This is a genomic window from Chryseobacterium sp. A301 (assembly GCF_054489425.1).
In genome coordinates this window covers 293,462-317,623 of sequence record NZ_JBTMWY010000001.1, presented here as the reverse complement: position 1 = coordinate 317,623, position 24,162 = coordinate 293,462, and the positions used below count along the sequence as shown (strand labels likewise).

At 40.1% G+C, this 24,162-nt stretch carries 21 protein-coding genes and 1 pseudogene; 15 read left to right on the top strand and 7 right to left on the bottom strand.

All coding sequences use genetic code 11. The features are described from left to right. Positions 1 to 55 precede the first annotated feature (55 nt). The 7 genes from rsfS to ACX3PU_RS01455 all read left to right on the top strand — a co-directional run bounded on the left by rsfS (position 56) and on the right by ACX3PU_RS01455 (position 7,614). Entirely contained in the window at positions 56 to 418 is a 363-nt protein-coding gene (gene rsfS / locus ACX3PU_RS01485; protein WP_459083098.1) for a ribosome silencing factor, read from the top strand. Positions 419 to 460: 42 nt separating this feature from the next. Then, a complete protein-coding gene (gene ftsH / locus ACX3PU_RS01480) occupies positions 461 to 2,485 on the top strand; it encodes an ATP-dependent zinc metalloprotease FtsH (protein ID WP_459083096.1) in 2,025 nt (674 codons plus the stop codon). Between the two features lie 119 nt (positions 2,486 to 2,604). Beyond that, positions 2,605 to 3,186 carry an LUD domain-containing protein gene (locus ACX3PU_RS01475; protein ID WP_459083094.1) on the top strand — a complete coding sequence of 194 codons (582 nt, stop codon included), beginning with the start codon at positions 2,605 to 2,607 and terminating at the stop codon, positions 3,184 to 3,186. A 35-nt stretch (positions 3,187 to 3,221) separates the two neighbouring features. Further along, entirely contained in the window at positions 3,222 to 4,085 is an 864-nt protein-coding gene (locus tag ACX3PU_RS01470) for a phosphatidate cytidylyltransferase (RefSeq protein WP_459083092.1), read from the top strand. 8 nt (positions 4,086 to 4,093) lie between these two features. Next, positions 4,094 to 4,756, top strand: a complete 663-nt coding sequence (locus ACX3PU_RS01465) for a phosphatidylserine decarboxylase family protein (protein WP_459083090.1) — start codon at positions 4,094 to 4,096, stop codon at positions 4,754 to 4,756. Positions 4,757 to 4,894: 138 nt separating this feature from the next. Further along, the gene (locus ACX3PU_RS01460; protein ID WP_459083088.1) at positions 4,895 to 5,461 is read left to right on the top strand and encodes a hypothetical protein; all 567 of its coding nucleotides are present in this window, start codon (positions 4,895 to 4,897) and stop codon (positions 5,459 to 5,461) included. 11 nt (positions 5,462 to 5,472) lie between these two features. Further along, positions 5,473 to 7,614 (top strand): cation:proton antiporter, encoded by a 2,142-nt coding sequence (locus ACX3PU_RS01455; RefSeq protein ID WP_459083086.1) that lies wholly within the window; start codon positions 5,473 to 5,475, stop codon positions 7,612 to 7,614. Between the two features lie 7 nt (positions 7,615 to 7,621). On the opposite strand, the gene ACX3PU_RS01450 is transcribed toward ACX3PU_RS01455, so the two are convergent. Then, positions 7,622 to 9,463 (bottom strand): ABC transporter ATP-binding protein, encoded by a 1,842-nt coding sequence (locus ACX3PU_RS01450; protein WP_459083084.1) that lies wholly within the window; start codon positions 9,461 to 9,463, stop codon positions 7,622 to 7,624. 146 nt (positions 9,464 to 9,609) lie between these two features. Continuing rightward, positions 9,610 to 9,999 carry a DUF4293 family protein gene (locus ACX3PU_RS01445; protein WP_459083082.1) on the bottom strand — a complete coding sequence of 130 codons (390 nt, stop codon included), beginning with the start codon at positions 9,997 to 9,999 and terminating at the stop codon, positions 9,610 to 9,612. 969 nt (positions 10,000 to 10,968) lie between these two features. On the opposite strand from ACX3PU_RS01445, the pseudogene rho reads away from it, so the two are divergent. Both rho and ACX3PU_RS01435 read left to right on the top strand, forming a co-directional pair. Next, a pseudogene (rho, locus tag ACX3PU_RS01440) lies at positions 10,969 to 12,105 on the top strand (transcription termination factor Rho); the annotation flags it as partial. Between the two features lie 132 nt (positions 12,106 to 12,237). Then, positions 12,238 to 12,834, top strand: coding sequence for a superoxide dismutase (locus tag ACX3PU_RS01435; RefSeq protein WP_459083080.1), 597 nt, complete (start codon positions 12,238 to 12,240; stop codon positions 12,832 to 12,834). 76 nt (positions 12,835 to 12,910) lie between these two features. On the opposite strand, the gene ACX3PU_RS01430 is transcribed toward ACX3PU_RS01435, so the two are convergent. After that, complete coding sequence (locus ACX3PU_RS01430) at positions 12,911 to 14,425, bottom strand: GH3 auxin-responsive promoter family protein (RefSeq protein WP_459083078.1); 1,515 nt, start codon at positions 14,423 to 14,425, stop codon at positions 12,911 to 12,913. 98 nt (positions 14,426 to 14,523) lie between these two features. Here ACX3PU_RS01430 and ACX3PU_RS01425 point away from each other — a divergent pair, with 98 nt between their 5' ends. From ACX3PU_RS01425 to ACX3PU_RS01415, 3 genes are all read left to right on the top strand, one after another. Further along, the gene (locus tag ACX3PU_RS01425) at positions 14,524 to 15,837 is read left to right on the top strand and encodes a TolC family protein (RefSeq protein ID WP_459083076.1); all 1,314 of its coding nucleotides are present in this window, start codon (positions 14,524 to 14,526) and stop codon (positions 15,835 to 15,837) included. Positions 15,838 to 16,011: 174 nt separating this feature from the next. After that, positions 16,012 to 16,611: a SprT-like domain-containing protein gene (locus tag ACX3PU_RS01420; protein ID WP_459083074.1), complete on the top strand. Its 600-nt coding sequence runs from the start codon at positions 16,012 to 16,014 to the stop codon at positions 16,609 to 16,611. After that, complete coding sequence (locus ACX3PU_RS01415; RefSeq protein WP_459083072.1) at positions 16,604 to 17,686, top strand: mannose-1-phosphate guanylyltransferase; 1,083 nt, start codon at positions 16,604 to 16,606, stop codon at positions 17,684 to 17,686. The genes ACX3PU_RS01420 and ACX3PU_RS01415 overlap by 8 nt, the downstream gene beginning before the upstream one ends. 9 nt (positions 17,687 to 17,695) lie before the next feature. Here ACX3PU_RS01415 and ACX3PU_RS01410 read toward each other — a convergent pair whose 3' ends face one another. Further along, positions 17,696 to 18,805 (bottom strand): DUF3078 domain-containing protein, encoded by a 1,110-nt coding sequence (locus ACX3PU_RS01410; protein WP_459083070.1) that lies wholly within the window; start codon positions 18,803 to 18,805, stop codon positions 17,696 to 17,698. Positions 18,806 to 18,972: 167 nt separating this feature from the next. Between ACX3PU_RS01410 and ACX3PU_RS01405 the strand changes: the two genes are divergently transcribed. Together ACX3PU_RS01405 and gdhA are read left to right on the top strand one after the other, a co-directional pair. Continuing rightward, on the top strand, positions 18,973 to 19,746 hold the full coding sequence (locus ACX3PU_RS01405) for a rhomboid family intramembrane serine protease (protein WP_459083068.1): 774 nt from the start codon (positions 18,973 to 18,975) through the stop codon (positions 19,744 to 19,746). Between the two features lie 349 nt (positions 19,747 to 20,095). Further along, complete coding sequence (gene gdhA, locus ACX3PU_RS01400) at positions 20,096 to 21,454, top strand: NADP-specific glutamate dehydrogenase (protein ID WP_459083066.1); 1,359 nt, start codon at positions 20,096 to 20,098, stop codon at positions 21,452 to 21,454. Between the two features lie 179 nt (positions 21,455 to 21,633). Here gdhA and ACX3PU_RS01395 read toward each other — a convergent pair whose 3' ends face one another. The 3 genes from ACX3PU_RS01395 to ACX3PU_RS01385 form a co-directional block, all read right to left on the bottom strand. After that, the gene (locus ACX3PU_RS01395) at positions 21,634 to 22,227 is read right to left on the bottom strand and encodes a hypothetical protein (protein ID WP_459083064.1); all 594 of its coding nucleotides are present in this window, start codon (positions 22,225 to 22,227) and stop codon (positions 21,634 to 21,636) included. Then, positions 22,214 to 22,699, bottom strand: a complete 486-nt coding sequence (locus ACX3PU_RS01390) for an RNA polymerase sigma factor (protein WP_459083062.1) — start codon at positions 22,697 to 22,699, stop codon at positions 22,214 to 22,216. Before ACX3PU_RS01390 ends, ACX3PU_RS01395 begins: the two co-directional genes overlap by 14 nt. A 441-nt stretch (positions 22,700 to 23,140) precedes the next feature. Beyond that, the gene (locus ACX3PU_RS01385) at positions 23,141 to 23,641 is read right to left on the bottom strand and encodes a YkgJ family cysteine cluster protein (RefSeq protein WP_459083060.1); all 501 of its coding nucleotides are present in this window, start codon (positions 23,639 to 23,641) and stop codon (positions 23,141 to 23,143) included. A 137-nt stretch (positions 23,642 to 23,778) separates the two neighbouring features. Between ACX3PU_RS01385 and ACX3PU_RS01380 the strand changes: the two genes are divergently transcribed. After that, positions 23,779 to 24,162 (top strand): group III truncated hemoglobin, encoded by a 384-nt coding sequence (locus ACX3PU_RS01380; RefSeq protein WP_459083058.1) that lies wholly within the window; start codon positions 23,779 to 23,781, stop codon positions 24,160 to 24,162.

Sequence of the window (24,162 nt, the reverse complement as noted above, 5' to 3'; positions counted from 1 at the left end):
GGAGCGCAGAAAGTAAACAAAAAACAATAAATTTGCAGATTAGACCAATTTTTGAATGAGTAAAAATACACAAAAGCAACAACTTATAGACAAAATCGTCGAGGCGATTCAAGATACCAAAGGTGAGGATATCAAAATTTTTGACCTTACTGGCATCGAAAACTCTGTCGCAGAAACCTTCATTCTCTGTAGTGCGAATTCCAACACCCAAGTGAACGCCATTTCTGGCAATGTAGAAAAGAAAGTTCGAAACGAGCTGGGCGAACGTCCATGGCACGTGGAAGGAACCGACAATGCACTGTGGGTGCTTATGGACTATGTCTCTGTTGTCGTGCATGTATTCCAAAGACAAACCCGCGAATACTATGAAATAGAAGAACTATGGGGGGATGCCAAGATTACAAGCATCGAAGATTAATTATTAAAAGGAATTCGTTTCCTACCAAGAAGACCATTAAAAATGAAAAATAAAGGATTTAACTGGTTTTTTCCGATCGCCATAGCAGTGGTGCTGTTTCTCTTTTTACAGCCCATGTTTAGCTCTAGCGAAGGATCGAAACTAGACGAAGAGCGATTTTATGAGCTCGTGGAACAAGGCAAGGTAAAAGATGTCTTAGTCTACACGGACATCAGCAAAGCCGATGTCTTTTTAACCAAAGATGCCAAGGCAGAACTGGCAAAAAACGGCAAAGAGCAGACTCCGAGCCCTTTTGAAATGCTAAGTCCTCAAACGGGACCCGACTATACTTTTGCATACGGGGACAAAACAATTCTATTAGAAACGTATCGAGACCTTAAAAAGACCAACCCTGCCATTGCTACCACAATGGATTACACGACCGCTAAAAACCCGATTTCGGACTTATTTGTAACGATCCTAATTTGGGTTGCCGTACTTGGTTTGTTCTACTTCTTCCTCTTTAGAAGAATGGGTGGCGGAGGCGGAGGACCTGGCGGACAGATCTTCTCAATTGGCAAATCGAAAGCCAAGCTTTTCGACGAAAAAGACAAAGTACAAGTTACCTTTAAAGACGTAGCTGGACTAGAAGGAGCAAAAGAAGAAGTTCAAGAAGTTGTAGATTTCTTAAAAAATTCAGATAAATACACAAGATTAGGTGGGAAAATCCCGAAAGGAGTCCTTTTAGTAGGTCCTCCGGGAACTGGGAAAACCCTTCTTGCAAAAGCCGTAGCTGGCGAAGCAAAAGTTCCCTTTTTCTCCCTGTCAGGTTCTGATTTTGTTGAGATGTTTGTAGGAGTAGGAGCCTCTAGAGTTCGAGACCTGTTTGCTCAAGCAAAAGTAAAATCACCCGCCATTATCTTCATTGATGAAATTGATGCGATTGGACGTGCGAGAGGAAAAGGAAACATTACGGGAGGAAACGATGAAAGGGAAAACACCTTGAACCAACTCCTTACGGAGATGGATGGTTTTGGAACCGACACCAACGTGATCGTGATGGCGGCAACCAACCGTGCGGACATTCTAGACAAAGCACTTATGAGAGCGGGACGTTTTGACCGTTCCATCTATGTAGACCTTCCCGAACTTCACGAAAGAAGACAAATCTTTGATGTGCATTTGGCGAAAATCAAACTGGATCCCAACGTAGATCGTGATTTCTTAGCAAAACAAACCCCTGGGTTTAGCGGTGCAGACATTGCAAACGTATGTAACGAAGCGGCGCTTATTGCAGCAAGAAACAACCACGATACGGTAACCAAACAGGACTTCCTCGATGCAGTAGACCGTATTATTGGAGGATTAGAGAAGAAAAACAAAGCCATTAAACCTTCCGAAAAGAAGCGAGTGGCCTTCCACGAAGCAGGACATGCTGCCATTTCATGGCTCGTAGAGCACGCGGCGCCTCTTCTTAAAGTGACTATTGTACCAAGAGGCCGATCTTTAGGCGCCGCATGGTACTTGCCTGAAGAACGTTCACTTACCACAACCGAGCAGATGTACGATGAGATTTGTGCAACCCTGGGAGGTAGAGCTGCAGAGCAAACTGTGTTCGGAAACATTTCTACCGGAGCCCTTTCCGACCTAGAAAGAGTAACCAAGCAAGCACAAGCCATGGTAACCGTGTATGGTCTTAACGATCGAGTAGGAAACATCTCTTATTACGATAGTTCAGGACAGAGTGAATATTCCCTTGGAAAACCCTACTCAGAACATACCGCAAAAACCATTGACGAAGAAATTTCTAAAATCATTGAACTTCAGTACACCCGTGCACTCCAGATCTTAACTGACAACCGCGACAAGCTAGATGCACTCGCTAGTAAGCTGTTAGAGAAGGAGGTTATTTTCCGAGAAGATTTAGAAGAGATTTTTGGCAAAAGAGCCTGGGATCCAGAACTTACGGAACAACCCCTGCAGGTTGCAGAAGAAAATAAGAAAGAGGATGTAGAGCCTATATCTACCCCTCCTAGCGAAGCAGAGCCGCTGCAACCAGAGGCTCCCTCCTCGGAGCTACCCTCTTAATTAAATACAAAATCCTGACCTAAGAATTTACTTTCGGTCAGGATTTTGCTATTTATGCGATTCAATAAAATATAATTTCTATTTTTGTATTCTATAATTGATAAATCCATACTGTATACGTGAGCTTATTTAGGAAATTTGTAGGAAAAATTCTTAATCAGCCTGAAGTTGATGACGAGAACGATCTGGTAAAATTAGGAGACCAGTTAAAGCATGCGGATTTGGATTACAAGTTCGCCCAGCTTTTCACGCACTCGGGAGGCTACTTTAATTATTGCCAAGACGAAGCGGAGGCCTTGCAAGTCCTCAACCAGATTTTAAAGCTCGAGGATATACGATCCGTTTTTTGCTGCGATCAGGACCTAAAGAATTTTTTGGATGTCGTTAAGATTCCTTATGACAAAACGTTAGAATCGTTCCACGATGCGGCCTTTATCACTTGTGAGTATCTCATCGCGTACGACGGTCGAATTATGCTCTCACACAACAACATTCTTCATTACCATTCTTCTCGACTTCCTGAAAAGATTATTATTATGGCGAACGTCTCGCAAATTGTGACCAATTTGGGGGATGCCATGATGAAGGTAAAAAGAAGAGGCACCCTTAAAAATCTTACCTCCATTAGTGGCGGGCACTCGAAATTGGATCATACAGGGAAAGACAATACAAAACTTTTCTTACTTTTACTCGAAGATTAAACCCCTGGTATGTTTACTCTCTAATCAGAACAAAATTGGATAAAAATTTAATTCAAAGGCTAATCTCAGGACTAGTGTACGGCTTAATTATCATACTCTGCACAACTTCTCTTGGGCAGAGTCTACTAGAGCCCATCGCCCCTAAACTTCGTCAACATCATTTGTATTTTGGCCTTATTGCCTTTCTTCTATTGGCCAGTGTGTGGGAATGCATTCGAATTCTCAAAATCACAGAAGGGTGGCAACGAATCTTTGCCCTTCCCTTAAGCTTAGCCGTCTTTTACATCTTTGCAAAACGATATTTTGAACAGGGGTTTTCTTATGAAGCGAATTCCTCTGAATGGATGGCGCTCTTTCTGATCCTTGTCGCCTGTCTTACGCTGTTCTTTTTCAAGAAAGAACTTAGCAACAATTCTGGAAAATTAGTTTTTACCGTTCTCTATACGGCTCTTCCCTTTGGGTTTGCTTTAGGTCTCGTTCAATTCGAAAACGATCAGTTTACATGGGAAGCGTTTTGGCTTTTTGTTCTGATTTGGTCAAGCGATTCCTTTGCATACTTTTCAGGTAAACTGTTTGGCAAACATAAAATGGCCCCCACCATCTCTCCTAAGAAAACCTGGGAAGGGTTTGCAGGAGGAGTCCTTCTTACTTTGATTTTAGCCTACTTCATTGAATCTAATTTGCCTCAACTAAGAGGAAACTGGATTATAGTCGGTCTTTTAGTTTCTATCTTCGCCCCATTAGGGGATCTCGTAGAAAGCCAATTAAAACGAAATTTCAATGTAAAGGATAGTGGATTCCTTATTCCAGGTCATGGCGGAGTGCTCGATCGGCTCGATAGCTTTATTATTTGTGCTCCCGTTGTGTATCTTTACTTCCTACTCAATCAACTTTTATAAAATCGACTATGAAACTGCATAAAGAATCTAAAGGCACTCTTCTAGTTGCCACGTTACTTTTCGTGATCGTCGCGATACTCACGATTTATTTTCTAAAGCAGTGGTCCCTGCTTATTATCGTTCCCCTTCTCATTCTCTATGGGCTGGTGTTTTGGTTCTTCCGAGTACCTCATCGTATTTTATCGGAGCAGGAACTATCCATTGTGGCTCCTGTCGATGGCAAAGTGGTCATGATTAAAGAAGTGGATGAATCGGAGTTTTTGAATCAAAAAGCGATTCAAATCTCCATTTTCATGTCCCCTCTTAATGTGCATATTTGCCGCTACCCTGTTTCCGGAAAGGTAATTTATAAAAAGTACCATCCGGGAAAATACCTCGTCGCATGGCATGAGAAATCATCGACCGAAAACGAAAGAACCACCGTTGCGGTGGAAACTCCGGCAAAGCATCAGATTGTATTTCGTCAAATTGCAGGGTATGTCGCTCGAAGAATTGTCTTCTATTGTGAACCTGGTGACGAGGCAAAAGCGGGAGAAGAATTTGGGTTTATCAAATTCGGATCAAGAATGGATGTGTTTTTACCTTTAGACTCGGAAATACTCTGTAAAATTGGAGACAAAACTAAAGGCGGAGTGGATCTAATTGCACAACTATCCAAATCCGATTCTTAATAGACAATTTCTAGGGTCTTAGTCCCTAGCTCCCTTTTAATCTCGAAAAAAAGTCTAGCGACCTAAAAATCAAATTTTGGCTTTGCAAAAAATTATTTTAGTTTTTTTTTGTACCTTTTAAACCAAAATTCTTCCTTTATGACATTGTTAAGACTTTTTGGCTTCAGCGCCGCCCTTCTTTTTCTACTTGTTTCCTGTACGCAGGATATTAACCAACAAAAAATCGAGCTTGAAAAGCGCGAGGCCGCTTTGCAGGAAAAAGAAAGCGCATTTGCGTTAAAACAAGCGGATTACCAACTGCTTTCCCAAATGCGGGACTCTATTGTGAGCTCCGTGGATTCTCTTGACATTCACCCTAAATTAGACCTCATTGCAGGAAAATGGAAAGGAAAGATTGTTTGTACCGAAAGTAGCTGTCCTGAGTACGTTGTGGGAGACACGCGAATTGACGATTGGCAACTTGAGGTCGTCGCCGGGATTGTAACGGCTAAAAACTTGAATAAATCGGGCTTTATTCGCGTTTACAAAGGGACCATCGAAAACAACCAATTAAAACTCTACTACAACAGCCCTGCAGATGCGACCACGGTCTTAAACATAGGCATCGTATTTCCGGATCTATCCGCAAACAAACTTTCGGGTTCTCGTAACGTTCAAATCGACGGGAAATGCCAAAGTAAATACACCATTGAACTTTCACGATAAGCTGATTTTTTATGCTCACAATTTTAAGTGCAGGACACTTCAGTATTCCCATTGAGGATCCTCTACTCAAGTTTTTAGTAATTCTTGTCATTATATTGGCTGCGCCTCTTCTTTTAAATAAGATCAAGGTGCCCCATTTAATAGGACTGATTATTGCGGGAGCTCTCATAGGCCCCAATGGATTTGGGGTGCTTCCCCGGGACGCTAGCGTTGTGGTCATAGGAACCACAGGTCTTCTATTTATCATGTTTATGGCCGGTCTTGAAATCGACCTCACAGAATTCAAAAAAAACAAATGGAAAAGTCTGGGGTTTGGTGGATACACATTCGTCATTCCTCTTACTCTGGGAATGTTTGCGGGCCATTATTTTCTAGGTTTTGATTGGATTACTTCCATCTTATTTGCGAGTATATTCTCCTCTCATACCCTAATATCCTATCCTATTGTCAGTAAATTAGGGATTACAAAAAATAAAGCAGTCAACATTACCGTAGGAGGAACGATGATTACGGACGTGCTTGCCCTTTTAGTGCTTGCGGTCATTGTAGGCATGTCCCAAGGCGAAGTAAACAACGCCTTTTGGATACGACTCGGAATCTCAATCGCGGTTTTTGGAGCCGTGGTAATAATTGGATTCCCGATTATAGGCCGTTGGTTTTTCAAAAAAGTAGACGACAAGGTCTCCCATTTCATTTTCGTCATGGTGATGATCTATCTAGCGGGACTGTTCGCTGAACTAGCCGGGGTAGAAGCGATCATTGGTGCTTTCTTGGCCGGACTCGCCTTGAACCGCCTAATTCCTCATACCTCAACCCTTATGAATCGTATCGACTTTGTCGGAAACGCTTTATTTATTCCCTTTTTCCTTATTTCTGTGGGTATGATTATCGATTTCCAAGCCTTTATTAAAGACTTTGAAACGATAAAAGTCGCTCTGGTTATGACCATACTTGCCATCGGTGGAAAATACTTGGCCGCAATGGCTACGAAAAAAACGTTCAAGATGACCGACGATGAAGGCAATTTAGTATTTGGACTTTCCTCCGCTTCCGCTGCGGCAACACTGGCCGCAGTAATGGTAGGATACAATGTAATCTTAGGCGAAACGGATTCTGGCGAACCCATTCGACTTTTGAACGAAAGCATCCTGAACGGAAGTATTTTACTGATCTTAATTTCTTGTACCATTTCCTCTTTTGTATCGCTTAAAAGCGCCACCAATATCTTTGAACGGGAAAGCGAGAAAAACATATCAGATGAAAATGCAGGCGAAGAGAGAATTCTACTAGCTCTTAATTATCCAGAAACGGTTGAACCAATGACCAACCTAGCTCTGCTCGTAAAATCGAGCTCAAACAAAGACCATCTCTATGCACTTAATGTGATTAATGAAGGAAGGAATGAATCCTCGGACAAGCATGCAGACAAGCTGTTGCATACAGCGGCAAACGTTGCGGCCGGAGCTGAGATTCTAATTACTACTTTAAAGAGGCACGACTCGGATGTAATCAATGGGATTAACAATGAAATAAAAGAGCATAAGATTACGGATCTACTAATCGGTGTGGACCAAGCGAAAGGATTTAGTTCGTCTTTCGTTTACAATCTTTACAACGGGTATTTAAGCAATTCCACGACCAATGTTCTGGTGTACCATAGTGCACAGCCTACCGCCACCATTCATACGTATCACACCGTGATTCCAGACCAAGCACCTAAGGAACCAGGCTTTTTCAAATCATTGCTCAAAATATGGAACTTGGCTCGACATTCCGGTGCACAAATGGTTTTCTATACCAGTGAGAGTACGATCAAACTTCTAGAAAAGATTCAGAAAAAAGCAACGATTGAATCCGAGTTTATCATCTTCACCAATTGGAATGACCTGCCAAAAATAGCAGAAAAAATGAAGGCGGACGAAGGACTTATTCTAATGATGAGCAAAAGAGGACAGGCTTCCTATATCAAGGAAATGGCCAAGGTGCCAAACTTCCTTCATGAGAACTTCACGAAGACGAATTATCTGGTACTCTACCCTTCGACGGAATCTGATCAACCGACTACACTTCGATCGTACACGAATCGGAGAAGCCACAACAATTTAGAAGATTATAGTGAGATTGGGAATTTGATTGGAAAACTATTTAAGTAAAGATTTTTTAACTTGTAAAATTCTGCAATTCTACCAGTTTGTAATAAACCCCTTTCCTTTCTAGTAATTCCTGGTGAGTCCCTGTCTCCACAATTCTGCCCTTTTCCATTACCACAATAGAGTCTGCTTTTTGGATGGTGGAAAGTCGATGGGCAATAATAAGCGAGGTTCTGTTCTCCATCATTTTGTCTAAAGCATCTTGAACCATACGCTCACTTTCGGTATCCAGTGCACTGGTTGCCTCATCAAGAATCATAATCGGCGGATTTTTAAGTACTGCCCTCGCAATGGATACTCTTTGCTTTTGCCCTCCAGAGAGTTTCGATCCGTCGTCTCCAATATTGGTTTGATAGCCTTCGGCAAATTGAGTAATGAAAGAATCCGCATTGGCAATTTTTGCCGCCGCAATAACTTCCTGCTCACTTGCTTCCGGTTTTCCCATTAGAATATTATTGTAAACGCTATCATTAAAAAGAACCGATTCTTGAGTAACCATTCCTAGCAAGTTGCGGAAGGGTTCTAACTGAAGTTCCTTTACATTCACTCCATCCACTAGAATAGAGCCTTCCTGCACGTCGTAGAAACGAGCAAGCAAATTGGCAACGGTCGTTTTACCGCTTCCAGACTGCCCCACAAGGGCTACGGTACTCCCTTTTTCTAAAACCAAGTTAAAGTCTTCCAAGATGGGATGAATTGAATCGTAATAAAAGGATACATTTTGAAACTCAATTTTGTCTTTCAACTCCTCAATAGGTTGTGCATTCACAGACTCTTCTACTCTCAAATCGTAATCGAGAACTTCCGAGACTCGGTCCAAACTGGCCATCCCCCCTTGGATGTTAGAATACGCATTTGAAAGCTTCTTAGCAGGTTCTAAAATTTGGAAAAAAATCGCAATGAAAACCAAAAATGTTTCCGGATCCATTGAGTCTTGATTTAGAATTTGATACCCTGCAAACCAGGTAATAAGTAAGATGGTTACTGAGCCTAAAAATTCACTCATAGGCGAGGCAAGTTCTCTTCTTCGACTCATTCCAATGGTATGCGTCTGCCAGTTGAGTGTCGTTTTATCAAAGCGTCGATTTAAAATTTTATCTGCGTTGAAAATTTTAATCACTTTGGAGGATTTGAGCGTCTCATCGACCAAAGAAAACAAATTTCCCAACTCTTCTTGGGCTGCGGTCGCCTTCCTTTTCAAACTTTTGCCCACACTAGAGATAATCCAACCCATAATTGGAAAGACCAAAAGGGAAAACAGTGTCAAATTGGGAGAAAGTAAGAACAAAGTGATAAGGGAAGTAATGATCATAAAAGGAGCGTTCACCACGTCCACTAAACTACCCATCACTCCACTCTCTACAGCTCCAATGTCATTCGAAATTCGCGACATCATATCCCCTTTCCTTTTCTCCGTAAAGAAAGAAACTGGAAGCTTCAAAAATTTACGATACATTGCTGAGCGCAAATCTTTCGTGATCCCTACCCTATAATTCACCAGCAAAAAAGCCCCTAAGTAGCGGAAAATATTACGAAGCAAAAATGCAAATGCTGTCACGGCGCAAAGAATGGCTAGTACTTGGACGGCTCCGTTTTGGTCGATCTGCACTTGAATATGGTAATACGCTATATCTTTTAAATAACTGAAATAATCTCCAAATTCTCCGTTGTATACGGGCTTTGTACTCACATCCACACGGTCCATTGTGCCAAACATAAGACCTAAAATAGGAAGCATCGTGGCCACCGAAAAAATATTCAGAACTGAATAAAGGATGTTAAAGAAGATACTTAGGTATAGAAAACGCTTATGCGGACCTGCGAAATACAAGATTCTTTGGAGTGGCTTCATACTTGAAATTAAGCTACAAAAATACACAATTCTAAGGAGTTTAGTTCCTCACAAAGAAAAAGGCGAAAGTCCCCGCAAATTGCAAAGAAAAAACTGCCTCCGCATTGGAGACAGTTTCTTACACTCTAAAAAAAATCGTTGTTTGGCTACCTAAGTCGATCTACAGATTTTACGAGCTTCTCGTCTTTACGTATGTAATGGTTTGCAATAAGCAAACAAATTAAACTCAGTAAAGGGAAAATAGGCTCAATACCTTTCTCAGGAAATGACATTCCTCCAGATAAATTGAGTAAACCGTACACAAGTACACCGATCAACAAAACGTTTATAATGATGCTGATATAATTCAGCAGCAATTGTCTTAATCTCGACTTAAAATTAAAGATTGAAAATGCTCCTAGAAGAACTAGCACGATGGCAGCCCCACTAACAAACCCCTCAAATAATAAAGTATTCAAATCTTGGCTAGTTACGTATAAAAACACGCTGCCAAGTACGGAGAGTAACATCCAAACCGATTGAATTCGCTGTAACATATGGCAAAAATAGTAATTTTTTTTGCATTTTTTAAAAAAAAATGTAGATTTGCACAATAATTGATTCTATTTCTAAGCCATCCTGGCTTTATTCTTTTATACACAAACCCACTTACAAACACATTTTACTCAACACTTTATGTTCAACATTGAAATGTTAAGGTCAAAATCCGACTCGGAATTGGCACTTATACTAAAAGAATTCGGTATTAAAATTGCGAAAGCTGCAACCGAAAACGACAAAATATTTGCAATACTTGACTTCCAGGCTTCTAATCCTAAAATTGCAAAAGACTATTACACTTCTACCACCCCTTCGCAACCTGCGAAAGAACCTAGCGATACGACCCAAACCGTAGCTGATAAACCCGTTGCAAAGAAGGCACCGGCAAGAACAGCGAAAAAGGCACCGGCCGTGAAAAAACCAACCCAAGTCGAAGAGACCTCTCAAGAGGCTGTAGCCATCTTAGACGAAAAGTCTGAGGTAGAGGCGAAAGAAATTCCCGCCGCAAAGCAAAACAAGCCGGTAAGAAAACCGGCTAATCAACCCAAAGCAAAGCGTAAGACAGAAGAAGTGAACCCTTCTTCCGCTGAACCAGCAATCGAGGGAGAAACGGCAAAGGAAACCGAGATGGCGACACCTACGGAAAAACCTAACCTTGTGAAGACTGAAACTTCACAAAACCAGGAAGAAGCTAGAGAGAGAAGACCACAAAACTCTGCTACTCCACAAGGTCAGAAAAGACCGGCTCACTCAGGAAATTCTCAAAGAGCCAACAACAACAACAACAACAACAACAACNAGCTAGAGAGAGAAGACCACAAAACTCTGCTACTCCACAAGGTCAGAAAAGACCGGCTCACTCAGGAAATTCTCAAAGAGCCAACAACAACAACAACAACAACAACAACAACAACAACAACAACAATAATAATAACCATTCCAACAAAGGAACGCAGGAACCAGCGGAATCTAAAAAAGAATTTAATTTCGATGGACTCGTTACCATTGAAGGAGTTCTTGAGATTCTTCCAGACAACTACGGATTCCTTCGCTCTTCAGATTTCTCCTATATTTCTTCTCCAGACGATGTTTACGTATCTACGACTCAAATTCGTAATTACGGTTTAAAAACGGGAGATACGGTGAAAGGGATTGTTAGACTTCCTAAGGAAGGAGAAAAGTATTTCTCTTTGAAAAAGCCTTTAGAAGTGAACGGTAGAGATCTAGATTTCATCAAAGACCGTGTTGCTTTTGAATATTTAACTCCTTTATTTCCAGAAGAAAAATTCAACTTGGCGGGAAAAGGATCTACCATATCTACTCGAATTGTAGACCTTTTTGCCCCGATCGGAAAAGGCCAAAGAGCGATGATTGTCGCACAACCTAAAACCGGTAAAACCATGCTTTTAAAGGACATTGCAAATGCAATTTCAGCAAATCACCCGGAAGCCTACATGATGGTTCTTTTAATTGATGAGCGTCCTGAAGAAGTGACGGATATGGAGCGTAGCGTCAATGCGGAAGTGATTGCCTCTACCTTTGACGAAGCCGCAGACAAACACGTGAAAGTAGCCAACCTTGTTCTTGCAAAAGCACAAAGACTAGTGGAATGCGGGCATGATGTTGTAATTCTTTTAGACTCTATTACAAGGCTTGCAAGAGCATACAATACCGTCACACCTGCTTCAGGTAAAGTTCTCTCTGGTGGTGTGGATGCCAACGCTCTTCACAAACCTAAACGATTCTTCGGAGCTGCTAGAAACATTGAGGGAGGCGGTTCGTTAACCATCATTGCAACGGCACTTATTGATACTGGTTCAAAAATGGACGAGGTTATTTTTGAAGAATTCAAAGGAACAGGGAATATGGAACTGCAACTGGATCGTAAAATTGCGAACAAGAGAATTTACCCCGCCATTGATTTGGTATCCTCTAGTACGAGAAAGGACGATTTACTCTTATCAGAAACCACCACTCAGCGTATGTGGATTTTACGAAAATACTTGTCTGATATGAACCCTCTAGAAGCGATGGACTTTGTTGAAAAGAACATCAAAGGCACCTTATCGAACGAAGAGTTCTTAATGTCAATGAATCGTTAAGACTAAATAAGGCCATCAATCTGACTGTCATTATCCATCTTTTCGATGTTAAAGATTTATTAAAACCATAGCATAGATTAGGGATCTGCATAATTTTTGCTTAAATTAGACCATTAACTAAAAAATACAATTATGTCATTCGAGTTACCAAAATTAAGCTATGCTTACGACGCTTTAGAACCTACCATTGATGCAAAAACAATGGAAATTCACTATACGAAACACCACCAAGGGTATGTGGACAATTTAAACAAAGCCATTGCCGGAACTGACTTGGAAGGAAAGACAATTGAGGAAGTATGCATGTCAGGATCTGATAAAACCGCTGTTAGAAATAACGGAGGTGGTCATTTTAACCACTCCTTATTCTGGGAAGTTCTTACTCCTGGAGGAAGTAGTGAGCCTGTTGGAAACGTAAAAAGTCAAATCGAAGCGTACGGTGGATTTGAAAAATTAAAAACCGATTTTTCAGAAGCTGCAAAAACTAGATTCGGATCAGGTTGGGCATGGGTATGCAAAAAAGAGGACGGTTCACTTCAAGTGTGCTCTACTCCGAACCAAGACAATCCTTTAATGCCACAAGCCGACTGCAAAGGGACGCCTGTGTTAGGATTAGACGTTTGGGAACATGCGTATTACCTTAACTACCAAAACAAGAGACCTGATTATGTATCTGCATTCTTCAATGTGATCAATTGGGACAAAGTAGAAGAACTTTACAACAAGTAATTCATACTATAAATTAAAAAAGGGCGACTTTGAATGATCAAAGTCGCCCTTTTTGTTAGGTTTGTTTTATAAGAAATTACACGTTGAGTTCTAGTAAGGTTTCCATATACTCTCTCTCATTACTTAAACGAGGCACTTTGTTCTGTCCTCCCAATTTGCCGCGGTTGGACATCCACTCATAAAAGAGTCCCTCCTTTGCTACGTGAACAACGGGAGCTTTTAAGGTAATGTCTTTGTACCGCTTCGCTTCATAATCTGAATTTAACGACTGCAATTGTTTATCAAAATAGTCTGTGAAGTAAGACAGATCTGTTGGTTTTACTGCAAATTCAATAATCCATTCATGGGCTCCTGATCCCTGATCTGTCATGTAAATGGGCGCTCCAGTGAATTCCTTCACTTGGGCTCCACAAGCCTCGCAAACTCGGCTTAATGCCGTCTCCACGTTATCGATCATTAGCTCTTCCCCAAAGGCATTGATATAATGCTTGGTTCTTCCCGAAACTTGGATTCGAAATGGACTTAAAGAGGTGAATCGTACTGTATCGCCAATTAAATAGCGCCAAAGTCCCCCATTGGTTGAAATCACTAATGCATAATTCTTTCCAATCTCGACCTGAGGAAGGGTTAGCACCACCGGATCTGGTTTTCCAAACTCCTCCATGGGAATAAACTCATAGAATATACCGTAATCGAGCATAAGGAGCATTTCATCGCTATTGGGACGATCTTGAATGGCAAAAAACCCTTCGGACGCATTGTATATTTCGTAGTAATTCACTTGGCGTCCAACAATCTGATTGTACTGCTCACGATACGGTTTAAAACTAATTCCTCCGTGAAAAAAGACTTCCAAGTTGGGCCATAGCTCTGCCATGTTTTGTGCGCCCGTTTCTTTCAAAATTCGTTTTAGAAGCACCATCATCCAACTAGGCACCCCTGTGAGGCTTCCCACATCTTGGTGTTTAACTTCCGAAATTATCGCTTCCAATTTCGTTTCCCATTCGGACATTAACGAAACCTTTCGACTCGGTACAGTGGTGATGTCCACCCACATGGGTAAATTCTCAATTAATATGGCAGAAAGATCTCCGTACTTCGAGTTAAAATCTTCGTATCGCTCGGCACTTCCTCCTAGTTTTAGATTCTTGTTGGAAAAGAGTTGATTTTCAGGATGGTTGTTTGCATAAATTGAAATCAAATCCTTTCCTGCTTTAAAATGGCAATGCTCTAAACTTTCCTCCGTAATCGGGATGTATTTACTCTTTGCATTGGTGGTCCCAGAAGACTTGGCAAAATGCCTTACACCGCCTGGCCACAGCACATTCTTTTCTCCTCTTCTGGCTCGTTCAATATAGGGCTCTATTTCTTCATAGGATACAATTGGAACTCGTTTTTGAAAATCCTCAATACTTCCAATCCGGTTAAATCCATACTCTTTTCCATAGACTGTGTCCTCAGCCAAATACAACTGAGAAAACAAAACTCCACTTTGAGTTTCAATGGGATCCTTTATGAAATTTTGAATGTTATCAATTCTTTGTTTAATGAACCAGTTCACTAAAGAATTGAATAAAGCCTTCGTTGCCATAGGTAACAAAAATAGAAAATTTTTAAGTCTAATGAAATCCTTAAATGAAATTTGTAACAAAAAAAAGAACTATGCGTCTAATTTGTATAAAAGCAAACATGAGAAAACTGCTCCTCGCCACCATGGCCCTTATCGCAACCTATAGTTTTGGCCAAAAAAAATGGTCTCTACAAGAGTGCGTCACTTATGCCTTGGAGAATAATCTGCAAGTACTCAGCAACCAATACAACCAAGATATTCAGGCACTTACTTTAGAAACCACCAAAAAGCAAAAGCTTCCCGGTGTTTCGGGTTCGCTATCAAACAATCTTAGTTTTGGTCAGCAACGTTATGTAAATTTAGTGCAGAGAAATGACAACTTCAATAACAGTGCGAACCTTAGTGCTGATGTTCTTTTGTACAATCACAATCGACTCGAGAAAGCTGTGCAGAAAGCTTCCTATGAACTCGATGCTAGTCGGTACGATGTAGAAACCATTAAGAACAACATCTCTTTGCAAATCGCAGAGCAATACTTAACCATCCTTCTAAACAAGGAAATTGTAGCCATTAGCCAAAGTGCACTTGAAAACGCGAGGTACTTGTTTGAGCGCGCAAAAATAACCACGGAGGTCGGTACGACGGCGCAAATTGTTCTTGCCGAAGCCCAAGCTTCCATGGCAAGGGAAAAGCAAAATGTAATTACTGCCGAAGTAAACGTAGATCGCGGGTTATTTAATCTGGCTCAGCTCCTACAGTTAGAAAACTATAAAGATTTTGACATTGAGAATGTGATTTTAGACAGCGATTTAAATGCTCCTTTGATTGCAGGAGAGACGATTGTTGAAACGGCCTATGAAAACCAACCTGAGATCAAAGCAGCTCAGTACAGAATCCAGGCCGCGGAGGAACAAACCGAAATAACCAAAACCGCATTCTATCCTACCGTAAGTCTAAGTGCAGGTGTGGGTAGCTTCTATTTCAATCAGTTAAACCAAGGAAGAGATACGAGCTTCTTTAAGCAATATTCAGAGAACTTTGGACAACAGATTGGTCTTAGTGCAAACATCCCAATCTTTAACAAAGGGATTACCAAATTGCAAGTAGAACAAGCTAAAATCAACGAAAGCATTGCTCAAAACACGCTTTTACAACAAAAGCAAACGGTAAAACAAAATGTGCAACTTGCTCAATTTGATGCAGAAAGCAATTATGAAAGTTACCTTGCAGCCTTGGAAGCGGAAAGAAGCTCTACACTGGCTTTGGATTTTGCAGAAAAAAGCTATGAAGCGGGGAAAAGCACCATATACGATCTGAACAACGCAAGAAACAGCAGTGCTAATGCAAAAGGATCAGTAGCTCAGGCCAAATACAATTACTTATTTAGCCTTAAACTTCTGAATTTCTACCAAGGGATTCCTATCACCCTTTAAGTTCGACAATTTTCAAACTTTGAAGGTTCCATAAAACCTTATTTTCTTAAGACTGGCTGTAGTTCTTTAATCCAATTTGAATTAGAGAACTACAGCCCGCACTTATGCCGTTTCAAACAAAGATTTAGAGACTGCAAAACAATTCCTAAATTTGTCAAAACGAAACAATAAGAAATGTCGCTTGTTCCTTTACAACCCAGACTTCCTTCAGGAGCCATTCCCATTCTACAAAAATGGGTAGACGGATATCCTCTTCTCCTCACAGTTACAAAAAAACGATTAACAAAATTAGGAGATTACCGTAAGGTTCAAAATGGACAACATCAAATTTCCATCAATGGGAACCTAGAGCCTAACCTCTTTTTTCTGGTCCTCACTCATGAAATTGCACACTTGCTCGCTTTTGAACGTTATTCTCGACGCATCGCACCCCACGGCATCGAATGGAAAATCACTTTTGGTCAAATGATTTTGGAATCCATTGATCTCTACCCTCTCGATCTTCAGCGCATTCTCCTTCCCTTCTCAAGGAGTCCGAAAGCAAATTTCATGGCTTCACCCGATCTAGTGAAGTATTTTGAAACCCCGGATCCCACCAGTACAAAAACGTATATTGAAAACCTTCAGCCTCAAGATCAGTTTGAATTTAAAGGCCAGACCTACCTACTTAAGAAGAAGATGAAAAAGAATTATCTTTGTGAACAACTTGGTACGGGACGACTCTATAATTTCAGCGCCTTAGCCAAGGTGGAAAAATTAAAAATACATGAATAAGTCAAACTTGTACTGCGTGATTATGGCAGGAGGAATCGGAAGTCGATTCTGGCCTATGAGTACAACCAAATATCCAAAACAATTTCAAGACATTTTAGGAACAGGTCGCACTATGATTCAACAGACCTATGACCGAATTAGTGAACTATTTCCTGCGGAAAACATATTTGTTGTCACCAGTAAGGAATACCTAGAGCTCACCTACTCTCAATTGCCGGAGATTAACCCCGAGCATATTGTGGGAGAGCCTATGATGAAAAATACCGCAGCGTGTAATCTTTACATGGCTAACAAAATTTCAGAGATCAATCCGGAGGCAAAACTTGTAGTACTTCCAGCGGATCACCTAATCTTAAAGGAAGCTCGTTTCCAAGAAAAAATCAATCTGGCTCTTTCCCTAGTGGAGCAGAACGATTACCTCATAACCTTAGGAATTAAGCCTACGAGGCCCGATACAGGTTATGGGTATATTCAATACCTAAGCGAAGAAAATAAATCGATTTTCAAAGTAAAAACTTTCACAGAAAAACCCAATTTGGAAATTGCAAAAGCCTTTCTAGAAAGCGGTGATTTTCTATGGAATGCGGGAATCTTTATTTGGAGCGTCAAATCTATTATCAATGCCTTTGAAAAGTATCTACCTGAGATGGTTCAGCAGTTCAATTATTGTGAGTACAATTCACAAAAGGAGGAACACTGCATTGAAGAGATTTATCCAAAACTGACAAAAATCTCCATTGACAATGGAATTTTAGAAAAAGCACAAAATGTGCATGTGATCCCTGCCGATCTCGGATGGAGTGATCTGGGTACATGGACGTCCGTCTACCAAAATGCAATAAAGGACGATCAAAACAATGCTGTGAATTCGAAGAATATCTTAAGCTACAACTCCAAAGGAAATGTGGTACGCCTAAAAAGCAAAAACAAAGCGGCCATCATTGACGGACTAAAAAATTACATTGTGGTAGACACCGACAAAGCCCTACTTATTTGTCCTCGAGACCACGATCAGTTAATCAAAGACTATGTTCAAGACCTGAAAAATCTGAAAAAGGGGGATCGATTTATGTAAAGCTCTTTCCTAATTGAGAAAAGGCTTAATCTGTTTTTTGCTTGTGTTCTTTGGAACTCCTTTCTCTCCCAGACTGTATGTGAATCCAATTCCCAAGGTTTGTTTAAGCTGGGTTTTTTGAATTTGGTCATGGTCGTAAAGGATATCAAGTCCTACAATGGCGGAAACGAATTGATTGAACTTTAGGTTTAGTACTCCCGAATAATTCACATCGACCCTCTCAAAATGACTAAGATAATTGGCAAAGAAATTCAGTTGGTTGTTTAGGTATATATCCTTGTAAATCTTAAGTCGATATAGGAAGTTGACGTTGGTACCAAGCTCACTACGTACACTCTGGCCGTCTTCCTCTAAACCGTATTTTCCGGCCACTTGCAAATCAGGATCCAGAACGAACGTAAACTTGCCATTGATGGGTCTAACTATTACTTGGAAATTTTCACTGGGGTTATACGAGAGCCCGATCCCTAGGTTTAAATAGCCTGGTGCCATGAAGCGAGAGATTCGATCTTCGTAATTTGGATCCGGTGTAGCAGAATAATTATACCCTGGTGTAAATTGAGAAAGCAATTGATACCCTGCAGAAAGGTAGTAGTTCCGTCCTAATTCATATCCGTAGTTGGAGGCAATGTTGATGAAGTCTTCCGTCTTGCGAGTACTTTGTCCGTCCGTTGCCACAAATCCAAAACCAAAGGAAAATAAATTCTCCAAATAATGTCGGTTGTTTTTATAACTGAGATTATAATTCACTTTTCCAAGAACTCCCATGTTGTTATTCCCTCCTGAATTCCAATTTGAAAAAGAGGCTTGGTTAAAGTGCAAATTGTTTTGCCCAAAGAAGAACCAACGTTTTTCCTGCTCATAATTAATCAAATTAAAGGGAGTCATTGGAATTTCTGTGGAAACTTGAGGAATGATAATCTCATCACGAATGACCAGAGTATCGGTTTCAATGACCTCGATGCCCTCCAACACGGGATTGGCGAGAGAATCTAAATTCGGTTGCATCTTTAGCCAGTTTGAGTGGGAAATGGAATCCAATTTCTTCTGTGTTTCTGTGCGTTGTGCATGAAAACCTGTGGTAGTGAAAAGAATCACCAATAAAACTATTCGCTTCAAGGGTACGGTTGTTAGAAATTATATACTTTGAGCTTGCAATTTATTGAAAATCTTAAGAAAAATAAAAAATATTGCCTTTTTGTCTCAATTTTAAAGAAATTGAACTGATTTTTAGTCGTAAATTAGTCAGGAAATAAATTTAGCACTCTTTTTGACTCTATCGCTTCATGCAAAATAACTCTCCCCTTCAAATCGATGCATTGGTGTTCCCAGTGTTACTGCTCCTTGGGATGTGGGTGGGGTATTTATTACAATATTTAAATCTAGTGCCAGATTGTTTTGGTGCAATTATCCCTCTATTGCCTGAAGGCTTAAAGGGAGTTTTCCTTAGTCCTTTGCTACACGGAAGCTTGGACCACTTATTGAGCAACTCTTTTCCCATTCTAATTCTCACCTTTTTACTCTATCAATTTTACCCAAAAATTGCACACCGCACGCTGCTTATTGGATGGATTACGACAGGTCTCGTGGTATGGCTCTTGCCCCCAGTTGATTTTTATACAGGATTGCGCTCAAGCTACGCCTGCATTATTGGGGCGAGTGGACTTGTCTATTTACTCGCATTCTTTCTCTTCTTTAGTGGAGTTTTTCGTTGGGATCTAAAATTATTGGCCGTGAGTCTTGCCGTTGCATTTTATTACGGTAGTCTTATTTGGGGAATATTTCCTGAGGAATATTTTCAGCAGCTAGAGGCTCCTAGCCGAGTTTCTTGGCAATCTCACTTAGCAGGTGCGGTCGTGGGCCTCGTTCTTGCATTCCTCATGAGACGATCGGGCGAACGAAAAAAGAAGTTTTTATGGCAATACCCTAATTATTACAGTGAGAAAGACGATCGTCTCTGGCAAGAATATATCCTAAAGCATCCAGAGGACTTTAATGAAATGCCACAAAAAAAGAAGGACCCTGTATGGGATAGGCTAGAAGAACTTCGCAACAAATAGCGTTTTGGGCTACTTTTCTGAAAGCGATAAGAAAGAATTCAATTAAAATAGTGAACTCATTCGAAAAGCTCTGAATCGGACTGGAAATTTTAGGTTTTACTCAAATTCAGGTTCAGATTGCGATTTTCGCAATACATTTTGGTGCTTACATTGGCTTCTTGTATCAGATTTCGATTTTTAACTCTGCACGAATTTCAGCAAAAACCAAAATAAATAGAAGGAACCGATGGCTAAAATCGCACAAAACCGAGTGCTTAACCTCATTTAAATGAATTTTTTGCAAATAGAAATTGATTGCTTGTGAGGTTTAAAAATAAAATTAAATTTGTTTATTATAATTTTCATCATTATGGAGAACCCTAACATTGAGCAAAAAATCCAAGACTTTATTGCGAGAATAGAAGCCAGAAACCCGAACGAACCCGAATTCCTACAGGCGGTCAAAGAGGTAGCCATCACGGTTCTACCTTTTATCGAAACCCGAAAGGAATATAGCGGCAAAAAGCTTTTGGAACGCATGGCGGAAGCAGAGCGGATCATCATTTTCAGGGTCCCATGGATGGACGACAAAGGAGAAATCCATGTAAACAGAGGCTACCGAATTCAAATGAATTCTGCCATTGGCCCATACAAAGGAGGAATTCGTTTCCACCCAACTGTAAATCTTTCCGTACTTAAATTCTTAGCCTTTGAACAGGTCTTTAAGAATTCTTTGACAACCCTTCCCATGGGAGGAGGTAAGGGAGGTGCGGACTTTGACCCACAAGGCAAAACCGACATGGAAATCATGAGATTCTGCCAGGCCTTTATGACGGAAATGTGCAAACACATAGGCCCAGAAACCGACGTTCCTGCAGGAGACATTGGAGTGGGAGCTAGAGAAATTGGATACTTATTCGGACAATACAAGAAAATCAGAAATGAATTTAGTGGAGTACTTACGGGAAAAGGACTAGCCTATGGAGGCTCCTTAATTAGACCGGAAGCCACTGGATATGGAGTCGTTTATTTTTGTGAACAGATGCTAAAAACCATCGGCGAAACAATTCCTGGGAAAACCTTTGCTGTTTCTGGATTTGGAAATGTGGCATGGGGAGTCGTGAAAAAGATTAATGAATTAGGCGGAAAAGTACTTACGATTTCAGGACCGGATGGGTACATTTACGATAAAGATGGAATTTCCGGAGAGAAAGTAGATTTCATGCTCTCAATGAGAGCTTCAGGAACGAACCGTGCAGAGGACTTTTCTACTCAATTTCCTTCCGCTGTATTTCATGCGGGAAAACGTCCTTGGGAAGTAAAATGCGATGTTGCAATTCCTGCAGCCACCCAGAATGAACTTTTGTTAGAAGACGCCGAACTTTTGGTTTCCAACGGTGTGTTATGTGTTACTGAGGCAGCAAACATGCCTTCCACGCTTGAGGCAATCAACCATTTCGTTGATAACAAAATACTCTTTAGTCCAGGAAAAGCTTCTAACGCAGGGGGAGTTGCAACCTCAGGGTTAGAAATGACTCAAAATTCAATTCGATTAAATTGGACTTCAGAAGAGGTCGATGCAAGACTAAAAGAAATTATGATCGGGATCCATAAGGCTTGCCGTGATTATGGAAAAGAAGAGAATGGATATGTAAATTATGTGAAGGGAGCGAACATTGCAGGCTTTGTAAAAGTTGCAGAAGCGATGCTTGCCCAAGGTGTTGTATAGGCGGAGGCATTGTACGATATGTGAAATTCCATTAAAAAGTAGGAGCGCCCCAATAGAGGCGCTCTTTTTAATTTTTATCTGCTTTCTTTATTCAACTTTAAAGAATAAACCTAAAACTCGCGTGTCTTTAGCTTGTGTGATGCAAACTACTAACCCCAATTGAGAATCGAATTGCCAAACTAATGAAATTGGCTTTCAAGGTTTCTCAGGTCCGAAATGATGCTATCTAATTTTGCATCCTGTTTTTTAATCTCTTTTTTACCTAAATAAAAATACGCAAATAACATCCAAGAATAAGTAACTAAGAAGGTCAAAACGATCTTCCATAAATCCACATCTTTCAATATTTCATAAAGATAAATTCCTAATGTCGCGCTTAGTAAAACGTAGTAAATAGGCATATTCCAATGTCTTTGTTTTTTTTGAAAAATTCGGAAATCTTGCCATTGTTGAAGATGAAAACTGGGCGTCGAGCTGTCATCAATATCTCCAATTTTTTTAGCAGTATAAAGCATTAAAATTGCCTGTAGAAAACAAATTACCGAAACCATAACCATTGAGAAAATAAGTGCAGTAGTCTTTATTTCGGTATCGAAAGTGGTCATTAATCCCAAAATTAAAATCCCAGTAACCAAAAGCAAAATTGCGCCTTTTGAATACGTTTTTCTCAGTTTCATACGATTATTATTGATTTTTGAAATATTAGTATTTTTTGTTGGAATCTTTGTTTCAGATTGATTCCAAAGATTTTCAAGTTCTTTAAATTCTTCCATGATGGGTATATATTTCGTGAAGTTCTTTTTTGATTCTATGGATTTTTACGCGCAGATTATTTTCTGTTATTCCTGTAATTTCAGCAATTTCTTCGTACGGTTTTTCTTCCAAAACCAAAGTGATAATAATTCTTTCGCTTTCTCTTAGTTTACTAATGCATTCAAACAAAAGGTTGATTTCTTTGGAGTTATCATAAGTTTCTTCGTACATTAATTTCGAAAGAATAATTTCGGAATTTTGATCTTTGTTTTTTTCTTTTTTTAGTCCAACCAAACACGTATTAATCGCGATTCTATAAATCCAAGTTCCAATTTTGCTTTCGTTTCGGAATTTTGGTAAACTGTTCCAAACAGCAATCCATGTTTCTTGATGAAGGTCATCTGCAAATAATCTATCACCTGAATAGCTCAGACATAGCTTGTAAATTCTAGGTGAAAACTCTTGGTAAAGTTGATCAAAATTGTAAGTCATTTTTTGAATATTTGGTGATGATCAATCTGTTGATAATGATTTTTCATTTTTAAATAAATTGGCTGATAATGAAATTGCTTTTTTCTTGTAGCTATCAATTGGATGTCAATATTCTGAAATTATTACAAAAACAGAGGAGAAAAAGGAAGCGTGTTCAGAATTTAGTAAAATTACATCAAAGAAAATGTAATGAAAATATATACCAAAACAGATGACAAGAGAAAACCGCATCGCGCGGTGGGACAAGGGTTTACAAAGCATCCACAAGTATAGAATTCTTATGGAAATAAGAGAATGCACTTGCAAAAATGGTCACAATTAGAGCGTGATCTAATCAAAGAATATTCTTAATGAAATAATATCGGCTTGGCCGTTCGATCGCATGGGTAGAGAATCACATAAGACTTCTATCGAAAATCACAAGTCTGTGAAAACCAAAGCTCATTTGTCTTTACCCGATGAGTATTTCACTTTGAGCTCTTCCACAACGGCAAAGGCTGCAGGACAAATCAAAGTATTTTGCAATGTCAGAGAATTGATTTGGTAGATCTTTTTTCGGTCTGTGTGTGGAAATTCACGACACGCTTTTGGACGTACGTCATAAATCAAGCATGTATTGTCACTTGCTAAAAAGTGACAAGGCAAATTTTGCAGAACCATATCCTTATCCTCATCCACACGAAGATACCTAGATTCAAAATCCGATGCTTTCATCCGCAGATGCTTTGAAATCCGTTCGACATCCTTAGAGGTAAAAAGTGGCCCTGTGGTCTTGCAACAGTTAGCACAACTTAGACAATCTATCTTCGAAAAGACCTTTTCGTGAATTTCTTGAACATGAGAATCCAAGTCTTTGGGAGGTTTGCGCTTAAGTCCCTCCAAGAATTTTTTATGGTCCTTTGATTTTAAAAGTGCGGCCTTGCGATTTTGCTCTATATCCATAATAAATGGTAATCCTGTAAACTACAGTTGCAAAAATACGGCATTCTTGCGGGATTCCACTTTTAGCTCTTTGTAATTAGTCTGCCTCCGTATAACCAAAATTTCCTATCTCCTTGCAATTGCCTAATTTTGCAAGTATGAACAAGCTAGAAACCAGAGGAGACATTGAACTTCTCGTCAATACATTCTATAAAAAGGTAGCTGTGGATCCCACCATTGGTTATTTCTTCACGGACATTGCTAAAGTTGATTGGGAATATCACTTACCTAAAATGTATAGCTTTTGGGAAACTTTACTCTTCGGACAGGCTTCCTACAAAGGAAATCCAATGGCAAAACACTTCCCTATCAATGAGGTTGTGGCCATCGAAAAAGACCACTTTGAACATTGGTTAAAATTATGGACTGACACCGTTAATGAGCACTTCGCGGGTGAAATGGCAGATCAAGCCATCTACAAAGCCACTAACATTGCTCGTTTAATGGCCCATAAAATGGAAATTGCAAGAAAATTGCGCTAG